This is a genomic window from Dechloromonas hankyongensis (assembly GCF_022012295.1).
GTDB classification, from domain to species: domain Bacteria; phylum Pseudomonadota; class Gammaproteobacteria; order Burkholderiales; family Rhodocyclaceae; genus Azonexus; species Azonexus hankyongensis.
Genome location: NZ_JAKLTN010000001.1, coordinates 1,557,091 through 1,576,164, shown reverse-complemented (window position 1 = coordinate 1,576,164; position 19,074 = coordinate 1,557,091). Strand labels below are relative to the sequence as shown.

At 61.0% G+C, this 19,074-nt stretch carries 16 protein-coding genes; 8 read left to right on the top strand and 8 right to left on the bottom strand.

Annotation, left to right across the window (positions count from 1 at the left end; all coding sequences use genetic code 11):
- The first annotated feature begins 80 nt into the window (after window positions 1–80).
- The 5 genes from LZ012_RS07480 (at window position 81) to LZ012_RS07460 (ending at window position 6,950) form a co-directional block, all read left to right on the top strand.
- Entirely contained in the window at window positions 81–1,862 is a 1,782-nt protein-coding gene (locus tag LZ012_RS07480; RefSeq protein WP_275709168.1) for a PQQ-dependent methanol/ethanol family dehydrogenase, read from the top strand.
- Window positions 1,863–2,074: 212 nt separating this feature from the next.
- Complete coding sequence (locus LZ012_RS07475) at window positions 2,075–4,954, top strand: PAS domain S-box protein (protein WP_275709166.1); 2,880 nt, start codon at window positions 2,075–2,077, stop codon at window positions 4,952–4,954.
- Between the two features lie 424 nt (window positions 4,955–5,378).
- Window positions 5,379–5,630, top strand: a complete 252-nt coding sequence (locus LZ012_RS07470) for a hypothetical protein (protein WP_275709164.1) — start codon at window positions 5,379–5,381, stop codon at window positions 5,628–5,630.
- On the top strand, window positions 5,627–6,007 hold the full coding sequence (locus LZ012_RS07465; RefSeq protein ID WP_275709162.1) for a c-type cytochrome: 381 nt from the start codon (window positions 5,627–5,629) through the stop codon (window positions 6,005–6,007). Before LZ012_RS07470 ends, LZ012_RS07465 begins: the two co-directional genes overlap by 4 nt.
- 88 nt (window positions 6,008–6,095) lie before the next feature.
- Window positions 6,096–6,950: a cache domain-containing protein gene (locus LZ012_RS07460; RefSeq protein ID WP_275709160.1), complete on the top strand. Its 855-nt coding sequence runs from the start codon at window positions 6,096–6,098 to the stop codon at window positions 6,948–6,950.
- Between the two features lie 114 nt (window positions 6,951–7,064).
- On the opposite strand, the gene LZ012_RS07455 is transcribed toward LZ012_RS07460, so the two are convergent.
- The gene (locus LZ012_RS07455) at window positions 7,065–9,038 is read right to left on the bottom strand and encodes an ATP-binding protein (RefSeq protein ID WP_275709158.1); all 1,974 of its coding nucleotides are present in this window, start codon (window positions 9,036–9,038) and stop codon (window positions 7,065–7,067) included.
- A gap of 357 nt (window positions 9,039–9,395) precedes the next feature.
- On the opposite strand from LZ012_RS07455, the gene exaC reads away from it, so the two are divergent.
- The 3 genes from exaC (at window position 9,396) to LZ012_RS07440 (ending at window position 11,808) form a co-directional block, all read left to right on the top strand.
- Window positions 9,396–10,916 (top strand): acetaldehyde dehydrogenase ExaC, encoded by a 1,521-nt coding sequence (exaC, locus tag LZ012_RS07450; RefSeq protein WP_275709156.1) that lies wholly within the window; start codon window positions 9,396–9,398, stop codon window positions 10,914–10,916.
- A gap of 167 nt (window positions 10,917–11,083) precedes the next feature.
- On the top strand, window positions 11,084–11,455 hold the full coding sequence (locus LZ012_RS07445) for a DUF779 domain-containing protein (RefSeq protein ID WP_275709154.1): 372 nt from the start codon (window positions 11,084–11,086) through the stop codon (window positions 11,453–11,455).
- Between the two features lie 14 nt (window positions 11,456–11,469).
- Window positions 11,470–11,808 carry a c-type cytochrome gene (locus tag LZ012_RS07440; RefSeq protein WP_275709152.1) on the top strand — a complete coding sequence of 113 codons (339 nt, stop codon included), beginning with the start codon at window positions 11,470–11,472 and terminating at the stop codon, window positions 11,806–11,808.
- 162 nt (window positions 11,809–11,970) lie between these two features.
- Here the strand turns inward: LZ012_RS07440 and LZ012_RS07435 are convergent, their stop codons facing one another.
- The 7 genes from LZ012_RS07435 to nuoI all read right to left on the bottom strand — a co-directional run bounded on the left by LZ012_RS07435 (window position 11,971) and on the right by nuoI (window position 19,068).
- Window positions 11,971–12,513: an NUDIX domain-containing protein gene (locus LZ012_RS07435; protein WP_275709150.1), complete on the bottom strand. Its 543-nt coding sequence runs from the start codon at window positions 12,511–12,513 to the stop codon at window positions 11,971–11,973.
- Between the two features lie 66 nt (window positions 12,514–12,579).
- Window positions 12,580–14,058 carry an NADH-quinone oxidoreductase subunit NuoN gene (nuoN, locus tag LZ012_RS07430; RefSeq protein WP_275709148.1) on the bottom strand — a complete coding sequence of 493 codons (1,479 nt, stop codon included), beginning with the start codon at window positions 14,056–14,058 and terminating at the stop codon, window positions 12,580–12,582.
- A 12-nt stretch (window positions 14,059–14,070) separates the two neighbouring features.
- Complete coding sequence (locus LZ012_RS07425; RefSeq protein ID WP_275709146.1) at window positions 14,071–15,555, bottom strand: NADH-quinone oxidoreductase subunit M; 1,485 nt, start codon at window positions 15,553–15,555, stop codon at window positions 14,071–14,073.
- 32 nt (window positions 15,556–15,587) lie between these two features.
- Window positions 15,588–17,642, bottom strand: coding sequence for an NADH-quinone oxidoreductase subunit L (nuoL, locus tag LZ012_RS07420; RefSeq protein WP_275709144.1), 2,055 nt, complete (start codon window positions 17,640–17,642; stop codon window positions 15,588–15,590).
- A gap of 2 nt (window positions 17,643–17,644) precedes the next feature.
- Window positions 17,645–17,956, bottom strand: coding sequence for an NADH-quinone oxidoreductase subunit NuoK (gene nuoK, locus LZ012_RS07415; RefSeq protein ID WP_275709142.1), 312 nt, complete (start codon window positions 17,954–17,956; stop codon window positions 17,645–17,647).
- Window positions 17,957–17,970: 14 nt separating this feature from the next.
- The gene (locus LZ012_RS07410) at window positions 17,971–18,567 is read right to left on the bottom strand and encodes an NADH-quinone oxidoreductase subunit J (protein WP_275709140.1); all 597 of its coding nucleotides are present in this window, start codon (window positions 18,565–18,567) and stop codon (window positions 17,971–17,973) included.
- A gap of 12 nt (window positions 18,568–18,579) precedes the next feature.
- Window positions 18,580–19,068 carry an NADH-quinone oxidoreductase subunit NuoI gene (gene nuoI, locus LZ012_RS07405; protein WP_150427518.1) on the bottom strand — a complete coding sequence of 163 codons (489 nt, stop codon included), beginning with the start codon at window positions 19,066–19,068 and terminating at the stop codon, window positions 18,580–18,582.
- Window positions 19,069–19,074: the final 6 nt, after the last annotated feature.

Genomic DNA, 19,074 nt, shown 5'->3' with positions numbered 1-19,074 from the left:
GAAAGGAAGGCGGCGCACCGGCAGACATTCCGGCTAGCGGGACCCGGCTGGAACCAATTGGATAAACAAGGAGACAATCCATGCATCGTCAACACCCCCTCAAGCGGAGCGCAATTGCGCTGTTCATCGCCGCCGCACTGGCTGGCGGCCAAGCCTCCGCCGTCGTTACCGACGCCGACATCCTGAACGACGCCAAGACCACCGGCGACGTCGTCAGCTTCGGTCTCGGCACGCAGGGCCAGCGTTTCAGCCCGAGCACCCAGATCAACACCAAGACTGTCAAGAACCTGGTCCCGGCCTGGTCGATGTCCTTCGGCGGCGAGAAGCAGCGCGGCCAGGAATCGCAACCGGTCATCCACAACGGCAAGATGTTCGTCACCGCCTCCTACAGCCGCCTGTTCGCCATGGACGCCAAGACCGGCAAGAAGCTGTGGAAGTACGAGCACCGCCTGCCGGACGGCATCATGCCGTGCTGCGACGTGATCAACCGCGGTGCCGCCCTGTACGACAACCTGGTCATCTTCGCCACGCTGGACGCCCAGTTGGTTGCCCTGAACCAGGATACCGGCAAGGTCGTCTGGAAGGAAAAGCTGGAAGACTACGCTGCTGGCTACTCCGCTTCCGCCGCCCCGATCATTGCCAAGGGCAAGCTGATCACCGGCGTTTCCGGCGGTGAATTCGGTATCGTCGGCCGCATCGATGCGCGCGACCCGAAGACCGGCAAGCTGATCTGGACCCGCCCGACCGTTGAAGGCCACATGGGTTATGCCTTCGACAAGGACGGCAACAAGACCGAAATCGGTATCTCCGGTACCACCAACGCCACGTGGACCGGCGACCTGTGGAAGACCGGCGGCGCTGCCACCTGGAACGGCGCCACCTACGATCCGGAAACCAACCTGATCTTCGCCGGCACCGGCAACCCGGCTCCGTGGAACAGCCACCTGCGCCCGGGCGACAACCTCTTCTCGTCCTCCACCGTGGCCATCGACGCCGACAGCGGCAAGATCGTCTGGCACTACCAGAACACCCCGCACGACGGCTGGGACTTTGACGGTGTGAACGAATTCGTTTCCTTCGACTACAAGGATCCGAAGACCGGCAAGATCATCAAGGCTGGCGGCAAGGCTGACCGTAACGGTTTCTTCTTCGTCAATGACCGTACAAACGGCAAGCTGCTCAACGCCTTCCCGTTCGTCAAGCAAATCACCTGGGCCAAGAGCATCGACCTGAACACCGGCCGTCCGAACTACGTCGAGGAAGGCCGTCCGGGTAATCCGGCCGACGCAGCCGACGGCAAGAAGGGCAAGGTCGTCTTCTCCGCCCCGTCCTTCCTCGGTGGCAAGAACCAGATGCAGATGGCTTACTCGCCGCAGACCGGCCTGTTCTATGTGCCGGCCAACGAGTGGGGCATGGACATCTGGAACGAACCGGTTGCCTACAAGAAGGGCGCTGCCTATCTGGGCGCCGGCTTCACCATCAAGGCGCTGCATGACGACTACATTGGCGCCCTGCGTGCCATCGATCCGACCACCGGCAAGATCGTCTGGGAAAACAAGAACTACGCCCCGCTGTGGGGTGGTGTCCTGACCACCGCTGGCGGCCTGATTTTCTACGGCACCCCGGAAGGCTTCCTGAAGGGTGTTGACGCCAAGACCGGCAAGGAACTGTGGTCCTTCCAGACTGGTACCGGCATCGTTGCACCGCCGGTCACCTGGGAACAGGATGGCGAGCAGATGATCGCCGTGACCACCGGCTGGGGCGGCGCTGTGCCGCTGTGGGGCGGCGACGTCGCCAAGCGCGTGAACTACCTCGAACAAGGCGGTTCCGTGTGGGTGTTCAAGCTGCACAAGGGTAGCTGAGCAATCTCTCCTGGGGGCGGTTCGCCGCCCCTCCCCTGCGGCCCGGCTGCCTCGGCACCCGGGCCGTTCTTTTTGGCCTGCCGCCGGGAAACCGTATCGGGTATACCCCAAGGGGTCGCAGGTTGCCCCCGCCTCACGAAACGATTAGATTGACGAAAACACCCTGCCCGGCAAGGGCAGGTTACGGCAATTCAGTTCCGAAGGAAGTATCGATGAGATTCGCTGAGCTGGTCGATATCGGCGAAATGAGGGCGCTCTGCGAGAGCTTCACGGCCGCTACCGGCGTCGTCACGGCGATTCTCGAACTGGATGGCGAAATTCTCGTCGCCACGGGCTGGCAAGATGTCTGCACCCACTTTCACCGCCGCAATCCCGGCACCGCCAAGCGCTGTCTGGAAAGCGACACCATCCTCGCCGCCGAGCTGCAGCAAGGCAAACCCTACAACATCTACCAATGCCGGAACGGGCTGGCCGACATTGCCGTTCCGATCACCGTCGGCGGCGAGCACGTCGCCAATTTCTTCACCGGGCAGTTCTTTTTCGAAAAACCGGACGAGGCCTTCTTCGTCCGCCAGGCCGGCGAATTCGGCTTCGCCCAGGACGAATACCTGGCGGCGCTGAGAAAGGCGCCGGTTTTCACTCGCGAGCAGATCGAGCGGGTCATGGGTTTCCTCACTCGCCTCGCCAAGGTGATCGGCGAAATGGGGCTGGCCCGCCGCAAACTCCAACAGGCGAACCGGGCGCTGCAGGAGAGCGCCGCGATCATCCGCTCGTCCGACGACGCCATCATCGGCAAGACGCTGGACGGGGTGATCACCAGCTGGAACCCGGGAGCCGAGGCGATCTTCGGCTACACGGAACAGGAAGCGATCGGAAGTTCGGCCAGCATGCTGCTGCCGCCGGGAACCGAGGACGAGGAAGCTGCCATCCTGTCGCGCATCCGGCACGGCCATACTGTGGAGCACCTCGAGACCCGGCGGCTGCGCCGCGACGGCACGGTCATCGACATTTCTGCCACCATCTCGCCCATCCTGGACGAAACGGGCCGCATTGTCGGCGCCTCGAAGATCGCCCGTGACATCACTCGGCAACGCCTGGCCGACCGCGCGCTGGCCAATGAGCGCGGATTCCTGCATACCCTGATCAATACCCTGCCCGATCTGGTCTGGCTGAAGGACGTCGACGGGGTGTATCTGAGCTGCAACCGCCGCTTCGAGGATTTCTTCGGCGCCCGGGCCGACCAGATTGTCGGCAAGACCGATTACGACTTCATCGACAAGGAACTGGCCGACTTTTTCCGCGCGCACGACCGCAAGGCGATGGAGGCCAATGCGCCCTCGGTGAACGAGGAGGATATTTCCTTTGCCTCCGACGGCCACCACGAGCGCCTCGAAACGACCAAGGTGCCGATGCGCGACGAAAACGGCCAGCTCATCGGCGTGCTCGGCATCGGCCACGACATCACCGGGCGCAAGCAGGCCGAGGCGACGCTGCGGGAAAGCGAGCAGCGCTACCGCCACCTCGTCGAAACCCTGCCGGACATCGTCTACACCTTCTCGCTGCAGCGCGGCGGCCTGTACTACTCGCCGCGCGCCGCCGAGGTGTTCGGCCGTCCCATAGCCGAATTGCTCGCCCGCCCCCTGCTGTGGGCCGACTCGATCCATCCCGAGGACCGTCCCAAGGTCCGCCAGGCCATCGCGCGCCTGGTGGCCGAGCAGACGCCGTTCCAGCTCGAATACCGGGTTCTCGATGCCGCAGGGCGATGGCGCTGGCTGTTCGACCGCTCGATCGGGATCAGGAGCGACAATGGCGACACCCTGATCGAGGGGCTGGCCATGGACATCACCGAGACCAAGGCAATCCAGGACGAACTGGCCGAACATCGCTACCACCTCGAGCGTCTGGTCGAGGAACGGACCCGTGAACTGGTCGCCGCTAAGGACCAGGCGGAAACAGCCAATATCGCCAAGAGCGCCTTCGTGGCCAACATGAGCCATGAAATCAGGACGCCGCTGAATGCCATTACCGGCATGGTGCACCTGCTGCGCCGCGCCGGCGTGACGGAGCAGCAGGCGGCCAAGCTCGACAAGATCGAGTCGGCCGGCACGCATCTGCTCGAAATCCTCAATGCGGTGCTCGACCTGTCGAAAATCGAGGCCGGCAAGTTTTCGCTGGCAGAGGAACCGATCGACATTGCGACCATGATCGACGCCATTTCCGGCATGGTCGGCCACCGGGTCAAGGCCAAGGGGCTGAGCTTCGCCATCGACACAGCCCCGCTGCCCGGCCCTTTGCTCGGCGACCGCACCCGCCTGCAGCAGGCCCTGCTCAACTACCTGACCAACGCCGTCAAATTCACCGAGCACGGCGGCATCGTGCTACGTACCCAGGTCATCGCCGACCATCCGGCGGCCAGCACCCTCCGCTTCGAAGTCAGCGACAGCGGCCCGGGCATTTCCTTCGAGGCCCGGCCCCGACTGTTTTCCGCCTTCGAGCAGGCCGACAACTCGATTACCCGGAAATACGGTGGAACCGGACTCGGCCTCGCCATCACCCGCAAGCTGGCGCTGTTGATGGGCGGCGACGCCGGCGTCCATAGTGAGCCCGGTGAAGGCAGCACCTTCTGGCTGACCGTCCGGCTCAACAAGGGCAACCACGGCGAAGCACCCGCCGCCCAGGCCGGCCGGGATGCCGAAGCCGCCCTGAAGCGCGCGTTCGCCGGCCGCCGAATCCTGCTCGCCGAGGACGAACCTGTGAACCGCGAGGTCGCCCTCAGCCTGCTCGACCAGGCCGGCCTGACCGTCGATGTCGCCGAAGATGGCCAGCAGGCGCTGGCGCTGGCCGGGAAAAATGACTACACGCTGATCCTGATGGACATGCAAATGCCCAATATGGACGGCCTGGAAGCCACTCGCCGCATACGCCAGCTCCCCGAGCGCGGCGGCATTCCCATCCTCGCCATGACAGCCAACGCCTTCGCCGAGGACAAACTGCGGTGCACCGAGGCCGGCATGAACGACTTCATCACCAAGCCGGTCGACCCGGACACCCTCTTCGTCTTCCTGCTGCGCTGGATGACGCAATCGGCCTAGACGAGGAGCTGGTGCCCAATCCGAAAGCGACCAATACCGCGCAGGTGCACTGTTCGACTATTGATCACCCTGCTGCTCCATTCTGCAACACACCTGTTCGCCACTTGCCTCCCCATCACCCGTACCCGGCGCCCAGACCGCCTCTATGCTGCTGGTTTGAGCAAAACCACGCGGCAACAGGTCGATAATTGGCGTAGTCCGGAAACCGGCATTGAATTTGCAATGGAGTTACGCCAGCCGGCTGCCAGTAAACGAAATCCGGGCGCCGGCGCCGTACACCTTCATTCAGGAAACCGTGATCAACGTTGTTCGCCATCGTGCCACCCCGGGAGCCAGCCCACCGCAATGCGGGCGGACTGCACCCGTGCGCCGGCTTGCCGCGCCGCGGCAAGGTAGGTGTATAACGTTAACCATGAGCGGAGGAATGACACGTATCGTGCTGATTGACGCGCACACCGTGATGCATACCGGTTGCTGCCGCCCGCTTTCGGCCCGAGCCATGCATCTGAACCCCGAAATTATCCGCATCAAGCTTTCGTCGCCCCGGCCGACAATGGACGCCGGCAACGATTGCACACCGCTTCATATCGCCGCTCGCCACGATTTGTTCGCCACCCGCGGCCCGATCCGCGCCTGCGGCATTTACCGTGTACCACCACAGGGAGTCCCATCATGAAACACCACCGTCTCACCATCGCCTGCCTGGTTGCCAGCCTGGCCAGCCCCTTGGCACTGGCCGACGCCAAGAAGGATGCCGAGATGCTCAAGCTGGCCAGCAGCAGCGGTTGCATGACCTGCCACAGCATTGAATCCGGCAAGCCCGGTCCGGACGGCCTGAAGCCGATCGGACCGGCGTGGGCCGACGTCGCCGCCCAGTATCGCGGCAAGCCGGGCGCCACCGAGTTCCTCACCCGTGTGGTTCAGGAAGGCTCCAACCCCTATTCCAGCCACTGGAAGAACCGCGTGTCCGGCATCGCCATGCCGCCCAACGCCGTCGCCATCACGCCGGCCAACACCCGCGAACTGGTTTCCTGGATCCTGTTACTGAAGTAAGCCCGCCGCAAAAGGCGGCTATGATGCCGCCCTTTGGTCACGACCGCCCGACGCCGGCACCCCGGCCCCACACCATGGAGTTTCGAGTATGAGCAAACCATCCCTCGCAATCCGACTGGCCGGCCTTCTGCTGGCAGTCTGTTGCGGCACCGCCCTGGCCGGCGATCGCGCCACGCCGCGCGAAGCCCGCGCCCTGTTCGACCAGGCCGTCAGCTATCTGAAGGCGAACGGCCCCGAGAAGTCGTGGGCCACGTTCAGCAACCGCAAGGGGCCTTTCGTCAAGAAGGACCTTTACGTTTACGTGATCGACCGCAAAGGCACCTATATCGCCAACGGCGCCGCCCCCGACACGCTGGTCGGCCTCAATGTTCTGGACAGTGTCGATGCCGCCGGCACGCCGCTCTTCCGCCACATGATCGCTGTGACCGACAAACAGACTGAGGCACGTATCCGTTACGTCTGGCTCAACCGCAAGACCAACCACGTCGAGCCGAAAAATGCCTGGATACATCGTGAAGGCGATTACATCCTCGGCGTCGGCTACTACGCCCCGCACGCCACCGCCAACGATGCCATCAAGCTCCTCGATGAGGCCGTCGCCTACGCACGCAAAAGCGGCATGACCTCAGCCGCCCGCGCTTTCAACGACACCAAGGGCAACTTCGTGCGCGACGACCTCTATGTCTTCGCCGTCAATCTGGATACCGGAAAATTCGAGGCTCATGGCATCAATCCGGCCTGGACCGGCACCGACGCGCGCGAACTGCACGATGTCGAAGGCCACGCTCTGATCCAGGAAATGATCGAACTTGCCAAGACCAAGGGTGAAGGCGCCGTCGACTACGTCTGGCGGAACCCGATCACCAATGCGGTCGAACGCAAGCGTTCTTTCATCCGCCGCATCGACAACAGCTTCCTGGGCGTCGGCTACTACCTCGACTAAGGCCTTGCCCAAGCCAGCCGCCATGCCGCTCAGCTGACACTGAGCGGCATTTTTATTGGCCTTGTTTTCCCTTCACCTCATCCTGCACGGAGACACTCGGGAAATCCGCCGTACTTAGGTCGACGGGCTCAGGCAGCGCAACAGCGCGGCAAACAGCAGCTGGGGCTCGACCGGCTTGGCAACAAAGTCGTCCATGCCAGCGGCGATGCAGCACTGGCGATCTTCCTCGAAGGCATTGGCGGTCATGGCGATGATCGGCACCTCGGTGCAGGCCGGCATGGCCCGGATCGCCCGGGTCGCCTCCAGACCGTCCATCAGCGGCATCTGCATGTCCATCAGGATGGCATCGTAGACCCGCTTGCCCGCCGCAGTCACGGCCTCCCGGCCATTGGCCGCGATATCGGCGGTCAGCCCGACCTCGTCGAGCATGGACAGGGCAATTTCGCGATTCAGCGCATCGTCCTCGACCAGCAGTAACCGCTTGCCGCGCCCGGCCTCGGTCAGCCGGCGAGCAATTTCACAGGCATCGATAGCCGGCACCGCGCCACGGACCGCACGATCGATCGCAAAGCGGGCGGTGAACCAGAACAGGCTGCCCTTGCCCAACTCGCTGTGCACGCCCACGTCGCCGCCCATCATTTGGGCAAACTTGCGGGTAATGGCCAGCCCCAGCCCGGTGCCGCGATGACGACGGGTCGACGAGTTGTCGATCTGCTCGAATTCCGAAAACAACGACGCCATATCCTCCGCTGCGATGCCGATGCCGGTATCCTCGACCTCGAAGCGCAACAGCACGTCGTCGGCCGTCTGCTCGATCGGGCTTACCCGTAGCCGTACATGCCCCGCTTCGGTGAACTTGAGGGCATTGCTGACGTAATTGAGCAGAGCCTGCTGCAGGCGCGCGCCGTCGCCAATCAAGTTCTCGGGAATGCCGGGATCGACCTCGACGTCCAGCGCCAGCCCCTTGTCGGACGCCCTTTCCTTCTGCATCGAGAGCAGATTGGCAACCACCTGGCGCACGGACAGCGGCGCCGTGGCGAAAACGAATTTTCCGGCCTCGATCTTGGACAGATCGAGCACCCCGTTGATCAGGTCGAGCAGATGCCGGCTCGCCGTATCGATCTTGGCCAGATGTTCGCGCTGCCCGTCCTGCAGACCATTGCGCCGCAACAGGTGCAGCCCGCCAGTGATGGCATTGAGCGGTGTGCGGATCTCGTGGCTCATATTGGCGAGAAAGGCACTCTTCGCCCGGCTGGCTGCCTCGGCGGCCCGCATCGATTCGGACAGGGCGGCGGTCCGCTCGGCCACCTGCGACTCCAGATCGTCGCGATGGCGCTCCAGTTCACGCTGCGCCGCCTCCCGCTCGCGCGCGCGGCTGATGCCCAGCCAGTGCCCCCAGAAAATGCCGACCAGGCCCATCAGCCAGATCGTGATGTGGGTCGCGCCCAGGCCAAACTGGGTTTCCGCGATCTGTTGCAGATACGGCGCCAGCGGCAGGTTGAGACCGGTTGCGCCGCGCAGGTCGCCGGTCTTATAGCCGAGTATGCCGTGGCACTTGTCGCACCCCGGCTCCATGAACATGGCGCGCAGGTAACGCAGATGCGGCTTGCCGTCGATATTGGTCACGTCCCAGACCTCCTCGGTCTCGAGACGGGAAAAACGCTCGAGCTGATTTTTCTCCCAGTCGTCCGGCGCGTTGTCCGGATTCAGGTAGCGCAGGCCGGTGATGCGGCCGCGCACGCCGTAGCTGACGGCATAGAGGTCCATCATCTGGCGCAGCATGGAAGCCGGATTGAGGAGGGTCAGCTGGTGTCCATCGGTCGTCGTGACGTCGCGCCCCGGCACATGCGACAGCCAGGGCACCGATTTCTGCGTTTCGGTGATCGGCACGTAGACGCCGCCATGCATCGTTCCCCAACGCCGGAAGGTGATGTCCTTGTTGAGACTGGCTCGCGCTGCGGCATAGGCCATATTCATGGTCTGCTGCTCGGCGTTGTTCAAATTCCAGAACATCGAAAAGCCGACCGTGCCGGTCCACAGCACGATAGCCAGCAAGAACAGGCGTCCGCGCAATTTATTCTCAGCCATTCCGCTCACCGCAGGCATTCATAGCCCGAACTTAGCACATTTGAATGAACCTTCCTTGACCTGGCTCACCATTTCAGGGATCTGCCGGATACATCTGTTGCTCGCGTGAAACGACTAACGCTCCATAACGCAACAACTGTATCGTCCCTGCACACCACCAACTGCCCGGCATTCACCGGCCGATTGGCCGAAAACCGCACAATACGGTGATTTTAAAGCTATTTATGGCTTATTCCGAGGCAATTGGCACAGCTGGCACGGGGCCTGCACATTGTTGAGCACGAGTCACGGCGGTTACACAACGCCGGCCTTGAGTTAACCCGTTCGCAACTCCATTCCAGAAGACAGGAGACAAATATGATTTATGCAGCTCCCGGTAACGCCGGCGCCACGATCGCCTACAAGGACCGTTACGACAACTTCATCAACGGCAAGTGGGTCGCCCCGGTCAAGGGTGAATATTTCGATGTAATCACCCCGGTTAACGGCAAGGCTTATACCAAGGCTGCCCGCTCCACCGCCGAGGACGTCGAACTGGCGCTGGATGCCGCCCACGCTGCCTTCCCGGCATGGGGCAAGACCGATGCCACCACCCGCTCCAACATCCTGCTGAAGATCGCCGACCGCCTGGAAGCCAATATCGAACGCCTCGCCTACGCCGAGACCGTCGATAACGGCAAGCCGATCCGCGAAACCCTGGCTGCCGACATCCCGCTGGCTGTCGACCACTTCCGTTACTTCGCCGGCTGCCTGCGCTCGCAGGAAGGCGGTATCTCGGAAATCGACGAAAACACCATGGCCTATCACATCCACGAGCCGCTCGGCGTCGTCGGCCAGATCATTCCGTGGAACTTCCCTATCCTGATGGCTGCCTGGAAGCTGGCCCCGGCCCTCGGCGCTGGTAACTGCGTCGTGCTGAAGCCGGCCGAATCGACCCCAATCTCCATCCTGATCCTGGTTGACCTGATCGCCGACCTGCTGCCGCCGGGTGTCCTGAACATCGTGAACGGCCTCGGCCGCGAAGCCGGCATGCCGCTGGCCACCTCGAAGCGCATCGCCAAGATCGCCTTCACCGGCTCCACCGCCACCGGCCGCGTCATCGCCCAAGCCGCCGCCAACAACCTGATCCCGGCCACCCTGGAGCTGGGTGGCAAGTCGCCCAACATCTTCTTCGCCGACATCATGGACAAGGATGACGGCTTCCTCGACAAGGCCATCGAAGGCATGGTGCTGTTCGCCTTCAACCAGGGCGAAGTGTGTACCTGCCCGTCGCGCGCCCTGATCCAGGAATCCATCTACGACAAGTTCATCGAACGCGTCCTGAAGCGCGTTGCCGCCATCAAGCAGGGTTCCCCGCTCGATACCGACACCATGATGGGTGCCCAGGCTTCCGACGTGCAGATGGAAAAGATCCAGTCCTACCTCAAGCTGGGCAAGGAAGAAGGCGCTGAGTGCCTGATCGGCGGCGAGCGCGCCCACCTCGGCGGCGACATCGAAGGCGGCTACTACATCCAGCCGACCCTGTTCAAGGGCCACAACAAGATGCGCATCTTCCAGGAAGAAATCTTCGGGCCGGTGCTGGCCGTGACGACCTTCAAGGACGAAGCCGAAGCCCTGGCCATCGCCAACGACACCCCGTACGGCCTCGGCGCCGGCGTGTGGAGCCGTAACGGCAACGTCGCCTACCGCATGGGTCGCGCCATCCAGGCCGGCCGCGTATGGACCAACTGCTACCACGCCTACCCGGCACACGCTGCCTTCGGCGGTTACAAGGAATCCGGTATCGGCCGCGAGACCCACAAGGTCATGCTCGACCACTACCAGCAAACGAAGAACCTGCTCGTTTCCTACACGGAAAGCAAGCTGGGCTTCTTCTAAGCAATCGTTTTCGGTACCGGCCGGTCGCCGTCTCCTTTACCCAAGGCAGGACGGCTTCTGCTCGGCACCTCAGAGGCATCTCCTCCACTGGCCCCTTTGTTTTGCGGGCAACTCTTCGGGGGCGGGCAACCGCCCCCCTTTTTTAGATACCGTTTCGGGAGAAATCCATGATCGACCGCGTCACCGCTACCCCGGCCACGCTGGAACTGATCCAGCTCCTGAAACAGCGACACGGGCCGGAGCTGATGTTCCTCCAGTCCGGCGGCTGCTGCGACAACAGTTCCCCGAATTGCTACCTGCCCGGCGAACTGACCATCGGCCAGCACGAAATCCACCTCGGCGACATCGGCGACGTGCCCTTCTACATGACCGTAGCCCAATACGAGTACTGGAAGCACACGCAGCTGATCATCGACGTCATTCCCGGCAACGGCGACACCTTCTCGCTCGAAGGGGGCACGGGCAAATCCTTTATCACCCGTTCCCGACTGTTCACTGATGCCGAATGGGCCGAATTGCAAACGGCCGGTCTCGTTTAATTCAAGGAAAGTTCATGAAACAGCAAATGCAAAAAGCCATGCTGACCGGCCTTGCCGCCGCAGCCACCATGATCGCCATGCCGTCGGCCCAGGCCGCCGATGGTGAAGCCATCGTCAAGAAAGCCCGCTGCGTTGCCTGCCACGCCGTCGACCAGAAGCGCGTCGGCCCGGCCTACAAGGAAGTGGCCGCCAAGTACAAAGGCGATGCCAAGGCCCCCGCCGCCCTGTTCGACAAGGTCCGCCACGGTGGCTCGGGCAACTGGGGCCAAGTACCCATGATTCCGCACCCGGCCGACAAGATCAGCGACGAAGATCTGAAAGCGGCCATCCACTGGGTCCTGTCGCTCGACTAAGGAAGACTCCTGCCCCGGTTTCCGGGCAAAAGGGAGAACAGCAATCTCCACAAACAGAATGGCTGCAGGCCGTTGAAAGTGAAACCAGAAGATAGAAAACCAGGCTAGATGCCTGGTTTTTTCTTTCCCCGTCGCTGGGTAAATCCAGACGACCAGGGTATATCAGGGCTTATCCAGCCAGAACAACGATGTGATGGTCTTGGCATCGGTAATCCGCCCATCCCACACCGCTTGTCTGGCCTCAGCCGGCGACAGCTCGATCACATCGAGGAACTCATTGTGATCGAGTTCCTTTTCGCCAGCCAGATGGAGGCCACGCGCGGCAAAGATTTCGATGCGTTCATCGGAATAACCGATACACGGATGCATCACACCGAGATATTCCCATTCGGCAGCGACATAACCCGTTTCCTCCTTCAGCTCGCGCCGCGCCGTATCGATGATCGCTTCACCCGGGTCGATCTTGCCGGCCGGTAGTTCGAGGAATACCCGGCGCAGCGGATAGCGATACTGGCGCTCGAAGAGCAGATTGCCGTTATCCAGGAAGGCCAGGACGACGACGGCCCCCGGATGCACGATGTATTCCCGTACCGACTCTTGGCCATTCGGCAGCAACACGCGATCCCTGCGGACATCGAGCAAGGCCCCCTTGAAGACAGATTCGCTGCAAAGTTCCGACTCGATCAGATGTGCATCGTGCGACATTTTTGACTCCACAAAGTAAAACGCCCCGACTAGCGGGGCGTTCTCATTCAGCAGTTTGCGTCTCGATCAGAGCGAGCGCAGCAGGGCATAGGCGCACAGCGACATGATCACTTGCGGGAAGATACCCAGGAAAGCCACAGCCAGACCGTTGGCGGAAATCAGGATACGCATGTCCATGCCGGCGGTAAGCGGGGTCTCGTCAGCCGGTGCATCGAAGTACATCAGCTTGACGACACGTAGGTAGTAGAAGGCACCAATCAGCGAGAAGGCAACGGCAACCAGGGCCAGCCAGGTATAGCCGGCAGCAATGACAGCCTGCAGCACCGAGAACTTGGCGAAGAAGCCGATGAAGAACGGGATACCGGCCAGCGAGAACATCATCATCAGCATGATGCCGGCGAACCACGGGCTGCGCTTGTTCAGGCCCTTCAGGTCTTCCAGTTCGTCAGCTTCAAAACCGGCGCGCGACATCAGGAGAATCATGCCGAAGGTACCAGCGGTGGTCAGCACGTAAGCGATCACGTAGAACATCGACGAGCTGTAGGCATTCAGGGCATAGCGCGCGTCGCCGCCGACCACCCCGGTGACGATGCCGAGCAGCATGAAGCCCATGTGCGAGATGGTCGAATAGGCCAACATTCGCTTCAGGTTGGTCTGGGCGATGGCCGCCAGGTTACCGATCGCCATCGACAGGACGGACAGGATGACCAGCATGGCCTGCCAATCCTGCGCCATCGTGATCAGGCCATTGACCAGCAGGCGCATGACGATGGCAAAAGCAGCCAGCTTCGGTGCCGAACCGATGAACAGAGTAACGGAGGTCGGTGCGCCGTGATAGACGTCCGGAATCCACATGTGGAAGGGCACGACGCCGAGCTTGAATGCGAGACCGGCAACCAGGAAGACCAGGCCGAAGACCATCACGGTCTTGTTCACGCCGCCACCATAGAGACGCTCGGCGAGGCCGGTGATTTCCAGCGTACCGGTCGCCCCGTAGATCATCGACATGCCGTACAGCAGCAGGCCGGAAGCCAGCGCACCGAGAACGAAGTACTTCATGGCGGCTTCCGTGGACACCACGGAATCGCGGTTCATGGCAACCATCGCGTACAGCGACAGGGAGAGCAGCTCCAGACCGATGTAGATGGTCAGGAAATGGTTGGCCGAGATCATGACCATCATGCCAAGCGTGGCGAACAGGGCCAGCACGTAGTACTCGCCCTTGTTCATCGTTTCGCGGTCGATGATGTAGGCACGCGAGTAGAACATCACGATGACGACCGTCATGTACAGGAACAGCTTCAGCAGGTCGGACATCAGGTCATCGACGAACATGTTGCTGAAGGTGTAGGTGATCTCGCCGGTGCTCGTCGCGAACTGGATCGCGGCACAACCGATCAGGGTCAGCTGGGTCAGCACGAAGGTGACGGTGCGCCGGCTGTCCTTGACCAGCAAATCGATCATCAGGATGGCGAGCGCCATCGTCGTCAGAAAGATTTCCGGCGCGGCGGGCAGAAGATTGGGGACAACGAAATTGTCGAACATGTCGGCTACCGTTTATTGAATCTTGCTAATGGCAACGTGATGCAGCAGGTCGTTGACCGAGGCATGCATGACTTCGGTGAAGGGTTGCGGATAGACGCCCATCCACAGCGTGGCGATGGCCAGCATCCCAAGGATGGCGAATTCGCGCTTGTTGATGTCGGTCAGCTCGGCGACGTGGTGATTGGCGACATCGCCGAAGATCACGCGCTTGTACATCCACAGCGAGTAGGCGGCACCGACGACCATCGAGCTGGCTGCTGCGAAAGCCACCCAGAAATTGAGCTTCACAGCGCCGAGGATGACCATGAATTCGCCGACGAAGCCGGACGTCGCCGGCAAGCCGGAGTTGGCCATGGTGAATAACATGAACAGGGCCGCGAACTTCGGCATGGTATTGACCACGCCGCCGTAATCGGCGATCTGACGGCTATGCACGCGGTCGTACATGACGCCGATACAGAAAAACATGGCACCGGAGACGAAGCCGTGGGAAACCATCTGCACCAGCGCACCTTCGATACCCATGGCGCTGAACATGAAGAAACCCAGCGTCACGAAACCCATGTGGGCAATGGAAGAGTAGGCGACCAGCTTCTTCATGTCGGCCTGAACCAAGGCGACGAAACCGATATAGACGACGGCGATCAGCGACAGCGCGACGACCAGGCTGGACAGCTCATGCGAAGCATCCGGGGCGATCGGCAGCGAGAAACGCAGGAAACCGTAGGCACCGAGCTTCAGCGCGATGGCCGCCAGGACGATGGAGCCACCCGTCGGCGCTTCGACGTGGGCATCCGGCAGCCAGGTATGCACCGGCCACATCGGCACCTTGACGGCGAAGGCGATCAGGAAAGCCAGGAACAACCAGATCTGCGGACCGAGACCGATCGGCAGCTTATGCCATTCGAGGATGGAGAAACTGCCGCCGGACTGGATGAACAGGTACATCAGCGCCAGGAGGAACAGCAGCGAACCGAACAGCGTATAGAGGAAGAACTTGAACGCGGCATAAACGCGGTTCGGGCCGCCCCACACGCCGATGATCAGGTACAGCGGGATCAGCGAAGCTTCGAAGAAGACGTAGAACAACACGCCGTCCAGCGAGGTGAAAATGCCGTTCATCAGGCCCGACATGATCAGGAAAGCGGCATTGTATTGGGCCACTTTCTGCTCGATCACTTCCCAGCCGGCCGCCACCACGACGATAGTGATGAAGGCGTTGAGGATGACGAACAGCATCGAGATGCCATCGACACCCAGGTGGTAGTTGATATTGAAGCGCGGGATCCACGTCTTCAGTTCGACGAATTGCATGCCGCCGTTGGCGATGTCGAAATTGGTCCAGAGCGGAATCGTCACCAGGAAGGCAACGACCGCACCGATCAGGGCAAGCATCCGCGCCAGCGGAGCGTTCCGGTCGTTGCCGGTGGCGAGCACGAACGCCCCGGCGAGGATCGGAATCCAGATTGCGAGAGATAGCAGCGGGTAAGTCGACATGTTATTCCTTGCTCTTCTGCGAACTATTCACGCTATGCGCGGTTGATCCACAGGGTCATCAGCACAAAGACGCCGATGATCATGGTGAAAGCGTAGTGATAAACGTAACCGGTCTGGAACAGGCGGGTCACGGTGGCAATCCATCCGACCAGCTTGGCCGAACCATTGACGATCAGCCCGTCGATCACGGCGACATCGCCGCCCTTCCACAAGGCCTTGCCGAGCAGGCGGGCACCGCCTGCGAATACGGCTTCGTTGAACTTGTCGAAGTAGTACTTGTTCTCGAACAGGGTATTGATCGCGGAGAAACGGCGCTGGATGGCTGCCGGGATGTCCGGACGCTTCATGTAGAAGAACCACGACACGACGACACCGGACAGGGCAAGAATGAACGGCAACGAGGTCAGCGAGTGGATACCCATCGCCGCGGCGCCATGGAATTCTTCAGCCAGATGTTCCATGGCCGGGTGAGCGTGGTGATCGATGAAGATCACGCCCTTGAAGTAATCGCCATACAGCATCGGTTCGATTGCCAGATAGCCGATAGCCAGCGACGGGATGGCGAGCAGAACCAGCGGCAGCCAGACAACCCAGGGGGTCTCGTGCGGTTTCTGCCCCGGAGCCAGACCGTGGTGATGGTCCTGCGTGGCTTCCTCGTCGTCATGATCGCCGTGATGTTCATGGTGATGGGCATCGTCCACCTTGCCAAAGCGTTCTTCGCCGTGGAAAACCAGGAAGTACATGCGGAAGGAGTAGAAAGCCGTGACGAAGACACCGGCAAGAACGGCGTAGTAGGCAAAGGCAGCGCCCGGCTGACCGGCGTGGTAAGCCACCTGGGCCGCCTCGATGATCGAGTCCTTGGAGTAGAAACCGGACAGGAAGGGCGTGCCGATCAGGGCCAGCGAACCCACCAGCGAAGTGATCCAGGTGATCGGCATGTACTTGCGCAGGCCGCCCATGTTGCGGATGTCCTGGTCGTGGTGCATGCCGATGATGACCGAACCTGCGGCAAGGAACAGCAATGCCTTGAAGAAGGCGTGGGTCATCAGGTGGAAGATGGCGACCGAGTAGGCGGAGGCACCGAGCGCCACCGTCATGTAACCGAGCTGGGACAGCGTCGAGTAGGCGACAACACGCTTGATGTCGTTCTGGATGATGCCTAGGAAGCCCATGAACAGGGCGGTGATGGCGCCAATCACGATGACGAAGGACAGGGCCGTGGTCGACAGCTCGAACAGCGGCGACATCCGGGACACCATGAAGATACCGGCGGTAACCATGGTCGCGGCGTGAATCAGCGCGGAAATCGGGGTCGGGCCTTCCATCGAGTCCGGCAGCCAGACGTGCAGCGGAACCTGGGCCGACTTGCCCATGGCGCCAATGAACAGACAGATACAGGTCGCCGTCATCAGGGACACGGTAGCCCACTCGCGGTCAGCAAACAGACTGATCGTGGTGGCAGCGAATTCAGGCGCCTTCTGGAAGACAGTCGCGTAGTCCAGGGTGCCGAAATGGGTCAGGATCAGACCGATGCCGAGGATGAAACCGAAGTCACCGACACGGTTGACCAGGAACGCCTTCATGTTGGCGAAGATCGCCGTCGGGCGGGTGTACCAGAAACCGATCAGCAGGTAGGAGACCAGACCCACGGCTTCCCAGCCGAAGAACAGCTGCATGAAGTTGTTGCTCATCACCAGCATCAGCATGGAGAAGGTGAACAACGAGATGTAGCTGAAGAAGCGGTTGTAGCCCGGATCTTCCTGCATGTAGCCGATGGTGTAGATATGGACCATCAGCGACACGAAGGTCACCACGATCATCATGGTCGTGGTCAGCGAATCAACCAGGAAACCCACCTCGAACTTGTAGTCGCCGCTGGTCAGCCAGGTGTAAACCGGACCGTTGAAGGTATGCCCGGCCTGGACATCCTTGAAGACCATCACCGAGGCGATGAAGGCGATGGCGACACCGGCGATGGTGGCGGTGTGGGCAACCCAGCGCGGAATGATCCGGCAGAACAGACCGGCGATCATGGCGCCGATCAGCGGTGCCAGCGGAACGAGCAGATAGAGTTTTTGCATTTCCATGTTTAACCCTTCAGGCTGCCCAGGTCATCCACATGGATGCTCTTGAGGTTGCGGAACAGCACGATCAGGATGGCCAGACCAATCGCCGATTCAGCAGCAGCAACAGTCAGGATGAAGAAGACGAAAATCTGGCCGGACAGATCCTGCAAGTAGTGGGAGAAGGCCACGAAGTTCATGTTCACCGCCAGCAGCATCAGTTCGATGGCCATCAGCAGGACAATGAGGTTCTTCCGGTTCAGGAATATCCCGACCACACTGATCGCGAACAGGATCGCGCCCAGTATCAGGAAATGCGAGAGAGTCAGATTGAGCATAATCTTCCCTGGGTTCAGTCTTTTTCGACCGGCATCTGCAGGACGCGGACACGATCCTTCGCCTTGACGAAGACCTGCTGATTCGGGTTGGTGTATCTGGATTTCTTCGGACCGCGATGGGTCAATACGATCGCGGCGATCATGCCGACAAGCAGGATCAAGGAAGCCAGTTCGAAGGGATAGACGTAGTCGCTGAACATCAGCGCGCCGATGCTCTTGGTATTGGATACGCCGGTCGGCACCATCGCTTCGGCAGCCGGCACCTGGAAGTACTTGCTGCCCAAGACCAGGCCCATTTCCATGGCCATCAGCAGACCGAGCAGCGTGCCCAGCGGCAGATAGTTCCAGAACCCCTCGCGGATGCGGTCGATATTGATGTCCAGCATCATGACGACGAACAGGAACAGGACCATGACCGCGCCGACATAAACCAGAATGATGGCGATCGCCAGGAACTCGGCCTGCAACAGGGCCCAGATGCCGCCACAGGTAAAGAAGGCGAGAATCAGGTGAAGTGCGGCATGCACCGGATTGCGGGCGGTGATCACGCGAAGGCTCGCGAAAATCAGAATCGCCGACAGGAAGTAGAAAACCCCAGTTTGAAAATCCATCGCTAGCACCTGTTATCGGTAAGCAGAATCAAGCTCGCGATCCTTCGCGATTTGATCTTCGTAGCGGTCGCCGTTGGCCAGCAACATCTGCTTGGTGTAATACAGATCGCCGCGCTTCTCACCGTGGTATTCGAAAATGCGGGTCTCAACAATCGCATCGACCGGGCATGCCTCTTCGCAGAAACCGCAGAAGATGCACTTGGTCAGATCGATATCGTAGCGGGTGGTACGACGCGAGCCATCGTCACGCGGTTCCGCCTCGATGGTGATCGCCAAGGCCGGGCAGATCGCCTCGCACAACTTGCAGGCGATGCAACGTTCTTCGCCATTCTCGTAGCGACGCAGCGCGTGCAGGCCACGGAAACGGAAGCTCTGCGGCGTCTTCTCTTCCGGATATTGAACAGTAATCTTGCGGGCAAAGAAATATTTGCCGGTTACCGACATCCCCTTCAACAATTCCTTGAGGAAGAGGCTGTTGAAGATTTCCTTCATCGAACCCATTAGTCT